10 protein-coding genes and 3 pseudogenes are annotated in these 12,700 nt (G+C 66.2%); 9 read left to right on the top strand and 4 right to left on the bottom strand.

Annotated elements, in window-relative coordinates; all coding sequences use genetic code 11:
* Nucleotides 1-87: 87 nt before the first annotated feature.
* The 3 genes and pseudogenes from ACFRKB_RS38290 to ACFRKB_RS38280 all read right to left on the bottom strand — a co-directional run.
* Nucleotides 88-924, bottom strand: a pseudogene (locus ACFRKB_RS38290) (IS701 family transposase); the annotation flags it as partial.
* A gap of 105 nt (nt 925-1,029) precedes the next feature.
* Nucleotides 1,030-1,260, bottom strand: coding sequence for a hypothetical protein (locus ACFRKB_RS38285; protein WP_383111206.1), 231 nt, complete (start codon nt 1,258-1,260; stop codon nt 1,030-1,032).
* A 149-nt stretch (nt 1,261-1,409) separates the two neighbouring features.
* On the bottom strand, nt 1,410-1,700 hold the full coding sequence (locus ACFRKB_RS38280; protein ID WP_383111207.1) for an SMI1/KNR4 family protein: 291 nt from the start codon (nt 1,698-1,700) through the stop codon (nt 1,410-1,412).
* Nucleotides 1,701-1,834: 134 nt separating this feature from the next.
* Here ACFRKB_RS38280 and ACFRKB_RS38275 point away from each other — a divergent pair, with 134 nt between their 5' ends.
* The 4 genes and pseudogenes from ACFRKB_RS38275 to ACFRKB_RS38260 all read left to right on the top strand — a co-directional run bounded on the left by ACFRKB_RS38275 (nt 1,835) and on the right by ACFRKB_RS38260 (nt 4,064).
* On the top strand, nt 1,835-2,038 hold the full coding sequence (locus ACFRKB_RS38275; protein WP_383111205.1) for a hypothetical protein: 204 nt from the start codon (nt 1,835-1,837) through the stop codon (nt 2,036-2,038).
* A 14-nt stretch (nt 2,039-2,052) separates the two neighbouring features.
* On the top strand, nt 2,053-2,367 hold the full coding sequence (locus ACFRKB_RS38270) for a hypothetical protein (RefSeq protein ID WP_383111204.1): 315 nt from the start codon (nt 2,053-2,055) through the stop codon (nt 2,365-2,367).
* 140 nt (nt 2,368-2,507) lie between these two features.
* Nucleotides 2,508-2,834: pseudogene (locus ACFRKB_RS38265) on the top strand (class I SAM-dependent methyltransferase); the annotation flags it as partial.
* Between the two features lie 248 nt (nt 2,835-3,082).
* Nucleotides 3,083-4,064: pseudogene (locus ACFRKB_RS38260) on the top strand (IS481 family transposase).
* Here the strand turns inward: ACFRKB_RS38260 and ACFRKB_RS38255 are convergent.
* Nucleotides 4,036-5,148: an aldo/keto reductase gene (locus tag ACFRKB_RS38255; protein ID WP_383111203.1), complete on the bottom strand. Its 1,113-nt coding sequence runs from the start codon at nt 5,146-5,148 to the stop codon at nt 4,036-4,038. The pseudogene ACFRKB_RS38260 and the gene ACFRKB_RS38255 sit on opposite strands and share 29 nt — an antisense overlap.
* 105 nt (nt 5,149-5,253) lie before the next feature.
* Here ACFRKB_RS38255 and ACFRKB_RS38250 point away from each other — a divergent pair, with 105 nt between their 5' ends.
* The 5 genes from ACFRKB_RS38250 (at nt 5,254) to ACFRKB_RS38230 (ending at nt 12,543) form a co-directional block, all read left to right on the top strand.
* Nucleotides 5,254-5,883: a TetR/AcrR family transcriptional regulator gene (locus ACFRKB_RS38250; protein ID WP_383111202.1), complete on the top strand. Its 630-nt coding sequence runs from the start codon at nt 5,254-5,256 to the stop codon at nt 5,881-5,883.
* Nucleotides 5,884-6,123: 240 nt separating this feature from the next.
* Nucleotides 6,124-7,536 carry a family 2B encapsulin nanocompartment shell protein gene (locus ACFRKB_RS38245; protein ID WP_383111201.1) on the top strand — a complete coding sequence of 471 codons (1,413 nt, stop codon included), beginning with the start codon at nt 6,124-6,126 and terminating at the stop codon, nt 7,534-7,536.
* 826 nt (nt 7,537-8,362) lie between these two features.
* On the top strand, nt 8,363-9,880 hold the full coding sequence (locus ACFRKB_RS38240; RefSeq protein WP_383111200.1) for a family 2 encapsulin nanocompartment cargo protein terpene cyclase: 1,518 nt from the start codon (nt 8,363-8,365) through the stop codon (nt 9,878-9,880).
* 5 nt (nt 9,881-9,885) lie between these two features.
* Nucleotides 9,886-10,815 (top strand): geranyl diphosphate 2-C-methyltransferase, encoded by a 930-nt coding sequence (locus tag ACFRKB_RS38235; protein WP_383111199.1) that lies wholly within the window; start codon nt 9,886-9,888, stop codon nt 10,813-10,815.
* A gap of 828 nt (nt 10,816-11,643) precedes the next feature.
* Nucleotides 11,644-12,543, top strand: coding sequence for a pentapeptide repeat-containing protein (locus ACFRKB_RS38230; RefSeq protein WP_383111198.1), 900 nt, complete (start codon nt 11,644-11,646; stop codon nt 12,541-12,543).
* Nucleotides 12,544-12,700 lie beyond the last annotated feature (157 nt).

Here is a 12,700-nt window from a genome sequence, read left to right as displayed (position 1 = left end):
CCCCCAAGACATGCGATCGACAGGGGGAGAAAGTCATGCCAACTCCGAAGGCCGGGCGCCCCGTTGCGGGGCCACCAAGAAGGTAATGGGGGGGGCGAGGTCGATGACGGCCCAGTCGTAGAAGCGGTGACCCTTCGCCCCGGTCCCAGCCGTCAGCCTCTGCCAGGCACGCTTGGGAACCTTCTTGGCCAGGACATCCGCGCGGAACGTGCCAGCCCCCGTGGCGGCTTCGTGCGAGCAAGCCACCGCGAGGACGTAGCTGGTGCCGCGCTCCTCCAGCACAGCCCGAAGTATCGGGTTGCCGCCGTAGACCTCGTCGGCCGCTACTCATGCAGCCCGGTGGCCAGCGTCCAGGAACCGGGCGACCATGCGCGCAGCCAGTTTCGGCTTGGTGGCGAAAGCGGTCTGCTCGCCGAGCCCGGCGACGCGGCAGCGGTCAGGGCCAGCGGTCCAGGAGCGCGGGATGTACAACTCCCGGTCCACCGCGGCGTGCCCGCGCCGACCAGCGTAGGCCATGTAGACGGCAACCTGGGCGTTCTCGATCCGGCCGGCAGTACCGGTGTACTGGCGCTGGACGCCGACCGTGCCGACGCTCTTCTTCATGTCGCCGGTCTCGTCGACCACCAGCACCGCCCGCTCGTCGTGCAGATGTTCCACTACGTAGCCCCGCAGGGCGTCACGGACCGCGTCAGCGTCCCACTTGGCCCGGCTGAGCAAGTGCTGCATGCCGTCCGGGGTTGACTCCCCGGCCCACTCGGCGATGGTCCAGCAGTTCTTGCGAGGCAGGTCCGACAACAGTCCGAGCACCAACCGCCGGACCCGGCGCCGGGGTTCGACCCGGGCGAAATGGCCTGCGATCCGCGCCATCAGGCCCTCGAATGCCTCCTGCCAGTGGGCAGAGTCTAGGCTGTGACCTGCGGCCATCGCGTGATCTTCAGTCTTCACACACCGATGATCAGCGGTGGCCGTACCCATTCCCGCACCGGCCCCTGCCAGTACGAACGCGGCTGGGGGCATGGCACTGACCACTCACGAGCTGAACCAGCGCAGCCAGATGGGCACGTCCCTCCCCGCGTGCCAGCGGTCGCTTGCCGCACGACGCAGTTCCGGGGTTGTCAGCGACTCCTCGCGGGTGAGCCAGTCCGGGTACCACTCGCCGAAGGAGGCGGGCTGTCCGTCGTCGTTCAAGAGCGGGTTGAGGCGATCGCAGGTCGCGCGTCCGTCGAACCACATGGCACCACGCATGGGTCCGCTGACCACGAGGAGGGTGTAGAGGCCGCAGCCGTCATCGCAGAGAGGAACGGCCCCGGAGGTCCGCGCGTCCTCGGCGGCATCGGCCGTCTCCAGCCACGCGTCGTGATCGGCTTGGTAGGCCGCAACAGAGGCGTAGTCCCCCTCCTGGGGTTCGGTCAGCCAAAAATCTTCGCTCGCTGCGAGAGCGGTGTCGTGCTCCGGGAACGGAACATCCAGGTTCGCACGGTCCGCAGGCTGGTCGCCGTCCCAGCGCCAGCCACGCTGATCGACCCGGAGCGTGCGAACCGCCCGCCGGCACTGACGTGCAACAGGTACTGGCGATAGTCGTCAGGGAACACCACACCGAACTGTTCCTCGGCCCGACGCACCTGAGCCTCACTTAGAACCGGCGGGAGAACGGCACTGGCCTTCGGGTCGGCGGCCGCGACGCCGACGGCCTGGAGCAGGCCGTGGCTGCGTCGTCAGTGACGAATGGCCCAGGTAACGGCGGCAACGACAAGGCTCCGAACCTGGCCAAGGTGTGGTGCAGGGCAGATGCAGCCTGATCGGTGTCGAGTGTTCCGGACGCGCCAGTAGTCAGGTGAACCCGAACGTCCGGGAAGTCGTCGTCACGGGCATCGGACTAGCGCTCCCCGGTGTCGCGACGTACCAGGCTTCCTGGCGGAACGACCCCACCACCGCCGCCGGCATCCTCACCAAGCACCCACAGATCGAGGTCATCTGCCGCGACCGTTCTGGCGCCTCCTGCCCGGCCTGCTCATCACCGGCGCCGGGTTCGGCCTGATCTTCGGACCGGCCATGAACCTCGCCACCGACCGCGTCGATGCCGCCGACGCCGGAGCCGCCTCCGCCCTGGTCAATGCCGGACAGCAGATCGGCGCCGCGATCGGCACGGCCCTGCTCAACACCATCGCCGTCAGTGCCACCACCCGCTACCTCACCACCCACACCGCCGACGCCGCCATGCAGGCATCCGTGCATGGCAACGCCGTCGCCTTCTGGGTGACCGTGGCCATCCTGATCCTGGGCGCGCTCTCCTGCGGGCTGCTCATCCGGCCCGGACGGCACCCCGAACCCCAGGGCTCCGAGGCCACCAGCACGCCAGCGGTGTGAAGCCCCGGCCCCCGACCACAACCCCTTCACGAACAGGAGCACCCGCCATGGACGCCCAGCACTGGGACGACATGTAACGCAGCCGCGACCAGGTCTCCAGCGGCAATCCCAACCCCGTACTCGTCTCCGAGGCCACCGAACTGCCCCCGGGACAGGACCTCGACGTCGGATGCGGCGAAGGCGCCGACGCACTCTGGCTCGCCCGGCACGGCTGGCAGGTCACCGCGATCGACATTTCCCCCACCGCCCTGCGACGTGCCGCCGACTCAGCAACCGACATCCAGGAGCGCATCTCCTGGGCACGGGCCGACCTGAACACGACGCCCCCGCCACCAGGCGCCTTCGACCTGGTAACCGTCCAATACTTCCCCCTGCGCCGCCAGACCGGCCACACCACGCTCCACCACCTGCTCGACGCGGTCGCCCCGGGCGGCACCCTCCTGTTCACCACCCACGACCGCGCCGACCTCACCCCAACCGAAGACGTCAACCTCGACGACTACTACCAGGCCGCCGCCATCGCCCCACTGCTCGGCCCCACCTGGAACGTACTGATCAACAGCAGCCGCCCGCGCACCACCCCGGCCCCGACCGGCACCCACCACACCCACGACAGCATCCTGCGAGCCGCACGCCTGAAGTGAACCAGCCACGGCCGGCGCCCTCCTGCGCCCGTATTCTCCCCCGTTGCGTCTGATCACTCACCGAGGTACTCGTGCCCCACTCCAATGCCCGGCTGACCATCCACGGCAGACGGCTCCTTGTCGACCGGGTCCGCGCCGGCAGGCCCGTCGCTCACGTGGCTGACGAAATGGGGATCTCCCGCACCACCGCCCACAAGTGGATTCGACGCTGGCGAGCCGAAGGCGACGCGGGACTGTACGACCGAACAAGCCGGCCCCGGACCACACCGCATCGCACTCCGGCCTGCGCGGAAAGCCAGATCTGTGCGCTGCGCCGTGAGCGGAAGCTCGGCCCAGCCCGGATTGGTCCGATCCTGGGAATACCCGCCTCGACCGTCCATCGAGTCCTGGTCCGGCACGGCCTGAACCGGCTGCGCTGGATGGACCGGCCCACCGGCCAACTCATCCGCCGCTACGAACGCGCACGCCCCGGCGAGCTGATCCACGTCGACATCAAGAAGCTCGGAAACATCCCCGACGGCGGCGGACACCGCATCATTCGCGCCAGCAAGCCGGTACCAACAGACAGGCCACGACCGACGCGCGAAAGGGCGGCAGTCCCGTCATCGGCTACAGCTTCGTCCACACCGCCATCGATGACCACTCCCGCCTCGCCTGCAGCGAAGTCCTGGCCGACGAGCGCAAGGAGACCGCTGCCGCATTCTGGCAGCGCGCGAACGCCTTCTTCACCGAGCGCGGCATCACCGTCGAGCGGGTCCTGACCGACAACGGCTCCTGCTACAGATCCAAGCTCTTCGGCCAGACCCTGAAAGCCGCTGGCATCATCCACAAGCGCACCCGCCCAAACCGCCCTCAGACAAATGGCAAGGTCGAACGCCTGAACCACGCGCTCCTCGACGAGTGGGCCTACGTACGCCCGTACTCCAGCAACGCCGAACGCACCGCGGCCCTCGTGGACTTCCTCCACACCTACAACATCACCGCTGCCACACCGCTCTCGGCGGTATGCCACCCATCAGCCGCATCAACAACGCTGCGGGTCAATACGTCTAGACGGGCCGTGGCCCCGAGTCCTGGAGGCGGGTTGTGCGGTTGGCGGAGGTGCGACAGCTGGTGGGTTGAGGCGGGCGAAGCCTTCCTGGCGTTGGTAAGGGAAGTACGGGTAGGGCGCTGTTTTGCCGCTAGCCGCATCGAGTTTCGCCATCTGGTCGGGCGTGAGCGTCCAGCCGACGGCACCGAGGTTCTGGCGAAGCTGGTTCTCGTTACGGGCGCCGATGATGACGGAGGAGACGGTCGGTCGGTGCAGCAGCCAGTTGATGGCGATCTGCGGAATGCTTTTGCCGGTCTCCTGCGCGATCTCGTCGAGGGCGTCGACCACGCGGTAGAGGTGTTCGTCCTCGACCGGCGGGCCGTAGTCCGCGGTGTGGTGCAGTCGGCTGCTGGCCGGTAGCGGCTGGCCGCGGCGGACTTTGCCGGTGAGCCGTCCCCAGCCGAGTGGGCTCCAGACGAGGGCTCCGAGGCCCTGATCGAGTCCGAGGGGCATCAGCTCCCATTCGTAGTCGCGGCCGATGAGTGAGTAGTAGACCTGATGTGCGGCATAGCGCGGGTGGCCGTATCTCTCCGCGCTCGCGAGGGACTTCATCGCCTGCCAGCCGGAGAAGTTGGAGATGCCCAGGTAGCGGACCTTCCCCGCTCGTACGAGATCGTCGAGCGTGGACAGGACTTCCTCGATCGGTGTGCCGGCGTCAAAGGCGTGCAGCTGGAACAGATCGATGTAGTCGGTGCCGAGCCGACGCAGGGCGTCCTCACATGCGGTGATCAGGCGCGAACGGGAGGAGCCCGCATCGCCTGGGCCGTCGCCCATCGGCAGGCCGGTCTTGGTGGACACGATCACCTGGTCCCTGCGGCCTTTGATCGCTTCGCCCAGCACCTCCTCGGAGGCCCCGCTGGAATAGACGTCGGCGGTGTCGAACATCGTGATCCCGGCGTCGAGGCAGATGTCCACGAGACGGCGTGCTTCTCGCGCATCGGTGTTGCCCCAGGCGCCGAACAGCGGCCCTTGGCCGCCGAAGGTGCCGGCGCCGAAGCTCAGTGCGGGGACCTTGAGGCCGGATGTGCCCAGCCGCCTGTATTCCATGTCTGTTCCTCTCTCACTGCCCGACCTGGCTAATGGGCTTGCGGTTCCGTTAGTGTGTGTCTCAACGTAGCAGGTGTAAGCAATTAACGAAACTGGAGTCCCGTTATGGGGTTTGAGGGTGCGGATCCGGGGACCGTCCGTCCCGGAGGACGCACGGCGCGGGTGCGGGCGTCGGTGCTGCAAGCGGCTGGGGACGCCCTGGCGGAGCATGGCTTTGCCAACCTGGACCTCGCCGACATCGCGCGCCGTGCCGAGGTGGGCAAGACCACCGTCTACCGTCGCTGGGGAACGGTGAGCAGCCTGGTGGCCGATTTGCTGCTGGACATGGCCGAGCAGTCACTGCCGCGTACCGAGACCGGCTCGCTGCTCGGTGATCTCAAGGCCAACGCCCGGCTCGTGCAGCGCACCTTGGCCGACCCCCGGCAAGGAGCGCTGTTCAAGGCAGTGATCGCCGCCGCCACCTGTGAGGCGAAGACGGCCGAGGCCCTGCACCGCTTCTACGACATCCGCGTCAAGGAGTGGGCACCTTGCGTCCAGCAGGCCATCGACCGGGGCGAGTTGCCCGAGGGCACCGATGTCCACGAGGTGATCCGTGCTGTCTCCGCCCCCCTCTACTACCGCCTGCTGACCAGCAGCGACCGCCTCGACGAAGCCGCCGCAGACCAGGCCGCCGAAGCCACCGCGGCTGCGGCGCGTGCGGGAGCGTACCTGCGGGGCGACGGCGGTCGTATGTGACCCGCTTCCCGCATCCGTTGCTGAGTGGAAGTCACTTGTCGGGTGGTTAAACCTTGTTGGGGGAATGCTCATCGTATCGGGTTAATGTGGGGGGCTTTTGTGGGCCGGTGGGGCGGGTGGGCGGTTACGGTTCCCGTGTTGTGGACGGGTTCCGAGATGTGTGTGCCTGTCTGTTGTCTTCGTTTCGGGCGGCGTGGATGCCCGCCGGCCGGTGTTGTTTCGTGAAGGAGTGTGCTCCTGGTGAGTGTGGATTCCGGTCAGGAAGCGGTGGTGGTGCCGCGTGGGCAGTCCAGCCTCAGTACGGCTGCCGCGCGTAACCTTGCCACCACGACGAAGTCCGTCCCGCAGATGCAGGAGATCACTTCTCGCTGGCTGTTGCGGATGCTGCCGTGGGTGGAGACCAAGGGCGGCGCCTACCGGGTGAACCGCCGGCTGAGTTACACCGTCGGTGACGGTCGGGTGGAGTTCGTCCAGGACGGTGGCGCGGTCCGGGTGATCCCCCGTGAGCTGGGTGAACTGGCGCTACTTCAGGGCTTTGAGGATGTGGAGGTGCTGACCGCGATCGCTGACCGGTGTGTCCAGCGGGACTTCAGTGCCGGTGAGACGCTGGTTGAGCGCGGTGGGCCTGCCGGGCAGATTCATCTGATCGCCCACGGCCGCGTGAGGCAGGCTTCCGTGGGCAAGTACGGCGATGAGGCCGCGATTGGTGTTCTCGCCGACGGCGACCGGTTCGGTGACGAGGCGCTGCTGGATGAGGACGCGCGGTGGGACTACACCGTCACGGCGGAGACGGCCGGTACTCTGCTGACGCTGTCCCGCGCCGATTTCGCGGCTGTGCTGTCTGCGGCGCCGGGGCTTCGGGCTCATGTGGAGGAGTTCGGTTCGCTTTCGTCCCGGCGGCAGAATCGTCACGGCGAGGCCGAGATCGCGATGTCGTCGGGTCACACGGGTGAGCACGGTCTGCCTGGCGCGTTCGTCGACTACGAGTTGAGGCCGCGCGAGTACGAGCTGTCGATCGCGCAGACGGTTCTGCGGGTGCATACAAGGGTCGCGGACCTTTACAACGGGCCGATGGACCAGACCGAGGAGCAGCTCAGGCTCACTGTCGAGGCGTTGCGTGAGCGTCAGGAGTATGAGCTGGTCAACAACCGTGAGTTCGGTCTTCTGCACAACGCTGATTTCGGGCAGCGGATCCAGAGTCGCTCGGGCCGGCCCAGTCCGGACGATCTGGATGAGTTGCTGTGCCGGCGGCGCGGTTCGAAGTTTTTTCTGGCGCATCCCAGGGCGATCGCGGCGATGGGGCGTGAGTTCAACCGCCGTGGTCTCTACCCGGATCATGTCGATCTCGGTGGGCAGCAGGTTCCGGCGTGGAGGGGGGTTCCGATTCTGCCGTGCGGCAAGATCCCCATCAGCAAGGAGAAGACGACGTCGATTCTCGTGATGCGTACTGGTGAGGATGATCAGGGTGTCATCGGTCTGCGTCAGACGGGCCTGCCGGAGGAGTACGAGCCGGGCCTGTCCGTGCGTTTCATGGGTATCGATGAAAAATCGATCATGTCCTATCTCGTGACCGCCTACTACTCCGCCGCGGTGCTGGTGCCGGACGCGCTCGGTGTGCTGGAGAACGTGCAGATCGCCGGCAGACACGACTAGGTGCTGTCGGGTCGGTCCTCGTGGGTCAGGCCGGGGTGTCTGGCGTGGTGGGTCGCGAGGTGGAGGATCGGTGTTGTGGATGGCCCGGCCATGCCGTACTTGGCCGGCTCCGGCAACGCGGCGAGGTGCCGTGCCAGGCGTTCCGGGTCTACGAACACCGGCCGGACAGGGGCTGGGCCGCTTCCGGCCGGTGCGGGACACCGCGGGTCTGCGACGTGTTGGGCTGGTGCCGGCGGCTGTCGCGCGGGCGGTATCTCCCGGCGTTGCCGGAGACGCCCGGATCGCGGGGGTCCGTCCGGTACGAGGTCGGGAACGGGTCCTGTGTCTTGTGGTGTTCCCCGGTGGTCTGGAGGGCACGGGGGTACACACCGCCCGTGCGGGGGCTTTCTGTATCAGGTTTGCCGCGGTCTGATCCACGAAGACCGGCCGGGGGTAGGACCTGGGGCCTCTCGTGTGGATCGTGTCGGTGCCGTCGGCCACGGGGCTCACGCGCCTGACACCAAGCCCTGACTCGGTCTGATCGGGCCGGGTCGCGTCTGGTCCGGACGAAAGCCCCGGAAACCCTGCGCCCTGTTCGCCCGCTTGCCTTGCCCTTCTAGCCCCGCCTTGCCCGCCGTGTCTTGCTCTGCTCGCTTTGTCCTTGCCCTGTCCCGCTCGCCCTGTTCTGGTCCGTCTTCCTTGGCCTGTTCTGTCCAGGTGGTTTTCGATGTCCGGGCCGTCTGGCCGGGTGTGTCCGGAAGCCGTCACCAGCCGTGAGGTGGGTGTCTGATGCCGGTCACTCGCCGTACGTCCCTGTCCTACGTCCCTGTCCGTTTAGGAGTCATGGATGCCTGACCCTGAGTGTTCCCCTGTGCGATCGAGTCTGCCTGTGACCGCTTCCCGCTTCGGGACGTACGGCCTCGCCGGCCCCGGCGCCGCTGCCTGCGTTCACGATGTCGAAGTTGCTGCCGACGGCGCGCCTCCGGTGGTGTCTTCCGTACCCGCCCCGTCCTCCGTGGACGTGCCTGCCGCTGGGGTGGGGACGGTGTCGGCGGGGTTGGGGCGGGTTCTTCGTGGTCCCAGCGGTCTGGGCACGGCGAGCCTGTACGTGACCCGGCGCGAGGAGCCGCCGTCGACGCCGCCACCGGCACCGACGCCACCACAGGCACTGACTCCACCACCGCCACCACCGGCACCGCCACCACTGACACCACCGTCGGGGCTGACTTCACCGCCGGCCCTGGCACCACAGGCGTTGACTCCGTCACCACCGGCGCCACCACCGCCATCGTCACCGCTGCTGGCGTCGGTTGTGCATCCCAGGCTGTCACCGCTGCCAGCACTGACGCCGGCGTCAGCACCGGCAGTGGGGTTGGCGTCGGTGGGGGGTGTTGCGGTTCCGGGTCTCTATCACCATCCGGTGGTGGAGCCTGATCCGGTGCGGGTGGGGGAGGTGAGCCGGAGGATCAAGGCCTGGGCGGTGGATGAGGTCGATCTGTTTCCCGGGGCTTGGGAGGATGAGTTCGACGGGTTTTCTGTCGGGCGCTATATGGTGGCGTGTCATCCGGACGCTCCTACGGTCGGTCATCTGATGCTGGCCGCGCGTTTGATGGTTGCTGAGAACGCGGTGGATGACTGTTACTGCGAGGATCACGGGGGTTCGCCCGTGGGTCTTGGCGGGCGTCTTCTGCTGGCGCACACCGCTCTCGATCCGTTGTACACGACGGGGGAGTACGAGCCGTTGTGGGCCGGGTCGCTTGGTTCGGATGCGCCGCGGCGTGCTTACCGTTCCGCGATGGAGTACTTCCTGCGGGAGGCGAGTGCTTCGCAGGCCGACCGGTTCCGGCATGACATGGCGCGTCTGCACATGGGGTATCTCGCCGAGGCCGCGTGGGCTCAGGAGGACCATGTGCCGGAGGTGTGGGAGTACCTGGCGATGCGTCAGTTCAACAACTTCCGTCCCTGTCCGACCATCACCGACACTGTCGGTGGTTACGAGCTCGCGGCGGACCTGCATGCGCAGCCCGCGGTGCAGCGGGTCATCGCGTTCGCCTCGAACGCGACCACGATCGTGAACGACCTGTACTCGTACACCAAGGAGCTGGCCTCTCCTGGCCGGCATCTGAATCTGCCGGTGGTGATCGCCGATCGTGAGGGCCTGTCCGACCGTGAGGCCTATCTGAAGGCTGTCGATGTCCACAACGACCTGATGCGCCGTTTCGAGGCCGAGGCCGCGGCTCTCGTCGCTGCCTGTCCTGTGCCGGGTGTGCAGCGTTTTGTGCGCGGGGTGGCCGCGTGGGTCGACGGCAACCACTACTGGCACCAGACCAATACCTACCGCTACAGCCTGCCCGACTTCTGGTAAGAAGAATGGATTCATCTGTGACCAAGACTGAGCGCACCACCACCGTCGCCACCGCCACCGCCACCGCCGGAACGGGCATGGGCACTTCCGTGTTCATCCCCTCCCCGGCGACGCCATATCAGGGTGACATCGCCCGTTACTGGGACCACGAGGCGAGGCCGGTGAACCTGCGTCTGGGCGATGTCGACGGTCTCTACCACCACCACTACGGCATCGGGGAGGTCGATCACGCCGCTCTTGGTGACGCGGAGAGCAGTGCGTATGAGAAGAGGCTGATCGCTGAGCTCCACCGGCTGGAGTCGGCGCAGGCGGGGCTCCTTCTGGATCATCTCGGTCCTGTCGGGCGTGAGGACACTGTCGTGGACGCCGGTTGTGGCCGCGGCGGTTCGATGGTGATGGCCCATCAGCGTTTCGGGTGCACGGTCGAGGGTGTCACGCTGTCGGCGAAGCAGGCCGATTTCGCCAACCGGCGTGCCCGCGAGCTCGGTATCGAGGACCATGTCCGCGCCCGCGTCTGCAACATGCTCGGCACACCTTTCGAGACCGGGCAGGCCAGGGCTTCGTGGAACAACGAGTCCAGTATGTACGTGGACCTGCATGACCTTTTCGCCGAGCATGCGCGTGTCCTTGCGGCCGGTGGCCGTTACGTGACGATCACCGGCTGCTGGAACCCGCGTTACGGCCAGCCTTCGAAGTGGGTGTCCCAGATCAACGCGCATTTCGAGTGCAACATCCACTCCCGCCGGGAGTACCTGCGCGCGATGGCCGACAACCGTCTGGTTCCGCAGGCCGTCATCGATCTGACGCCGGCGACTCTGCCCTACTGGGAGCTGCGGGCAACTTCTTCGCTGGTCACGGGTATTGAGGAGGCGTTCATCAACTCCTACAAGGACGGCTCTTTCCAGTATCTCCTGATCGCGGCCGACCGCGTCTAGGCCCTGTCGTGAACGTGCTGGTCACAGTCATGCGTCGAGGACTGTGGCCGGCACGGTCGCTGCGTGGCGGGCGGCGGGTCTGTCGTACCTCGTCGCGACGGCCCGGTGGTGCTTGAGACGGTTGCTTCCGCATCCGGCCGCGCGGCACCCGCGGCAGCCGGTCTTGTCGGACTCCGGCGGCCGGCCGCCCCGGCGGGTCCGGCGGACGGTAGAGTCGACGTTCACTTCTCAGGTGATCAGGTTCTGTCATGTCGGTCAGCCCCGGCCCTCCTAGTCACAGGGCTGGACAACCCCGTTGGCGACCGGTGACACGGTTCTCATCGGCACCCCGACTACGGGTGCTCCCTGACAGCCGTGTCCCGCCTTGCTACCGGGGTCGCCGTGCTCCTACCCTGCGGTTCCGCAGGTCTGTCATGGGCGGGCGACAGACCTCAACTATGCGTTATGGAAGGCGAGTCGGTGGGAGAGCAGGAGAACCAGAGCGTGCAAGATACTCCCAGCGAGGCCACCGAATCCGGCTCGGGCGACGCGCCAGAGCCCTCGGGTGACGGCGCGCCAGGGGTCAACACGGCAGGTCAACCAGCACCCACACGTACCGGGACCATTCCGCAGCAAAGCGGGGCGCCTGAGGCCGAAGATGAGGAGCCGCGGCAGCCTGAGGGCGATATCGCGAACAGGGCACAGGAGCCATCGTCATCCGCCTCTGGGCCGTCACGCGGTGAAGTAGCCCACCGATGGGCCCAGACAGTACTCGCTGGCCTAGCCGCTGTTGCAACTGTGGGTGCGCTGGTATACACCGCTCAAACGACACGCACAGCAGTAGATACCGTGGACCTTACCGCCAAAGGGCAAATTACCGAACGCTTCACTTCAGCAGTTGGTCAACTCGGCGATGATCAATTAGCGGTACGCCTCGGAGGGATCTACGCGCTAGAGCGAATCACACTTGAGTCCCCGAAGGATCAGGGCATCATTATGAATGTGCTGGCTGGGTTTCTGCGCGAAAATTCTAAAGCACCCAAAATGCCAAGCAGGGGATCGTCTTCCCTCAGGACTCCAGAGGCCCGCACCGCGATGCCTCAATCGCCGCACACAGTTCCAACAGACATTGAGGCTGCCGCATTGGTCCTAGGTCGGCGTAATGTCGCCAACGACCCTCCCGGTTTCGAGCTGAACCTAACAAGTGTAGACCTCCGGGGCGCTCAGCTTGAAGGTGTGAATTTCAGCAAAGCATGGGTCATGGGTGCCGACTTCAGTGGCGCACGTTTGACGGGCGCCAACTTCAGCCACGCCAAACTGAAGCCCGGGGAAGTTGATGAGTTGACGGACTGGACGTCCAGAGGGTCTGTCAACTTCAAGGGGGCAGTATTGGACGAGGTGAATTTCAGTGGCTCCTTGCTAAGGGGCGCAATCTTTGCGGAAACTTGGTTCCCTGGCGCCAAACTGAATAACGCGGACTTCGGGCTATCAGATTTTCGCAACTCTGTCGTTGCGCAATCCGACTTTAGTGGCAGCAATGTTGCGGGATCTGACTTTTCTGTTGCCCGCATGAACTCTGCAGTGGTCGAAGGATCAGACTTCACGGCATCCACAGTCAAGGAAGCCGAGCTGAGTGATGTTGACTTCAGGAGAGCGGAAGGAGGGCCAAAAGAATACCAGATCGGAAGCCTAGATAAGCAGAAGCGTTGCACTGGAAAATGGGTTCCCGTGCCAGTTGGCTGTCCTTGAGCTTGATATTGTCACCAGCGCGAAGGCGATTGCGGTAGTGATCTATCGTCGGGTGCGGATGCGGCGTCTGCAGAAGGTGGCGGTGGGGGCCCCCCACGCCCGGCCCCCCCGCGGGGAAGAACAGGGAGTGGAGCAGGAACCGACCGGGCGAAACGCC

It is taken from the genome of Streptomyces scopuliridis (genome assembly GCF_042790125.1).
Taxonomy (GTDB): Bacteria; Actinomycetota; Actinomycetes; order Streptomycetales; family Streptomycetaceae; genus Streptomyces; species Streptomyces scopuliridis_A.
Note: the sequence above shows the minus strand (reverse complement) of the source record. Positions and strands in the feature narration are given on the sequence as shown.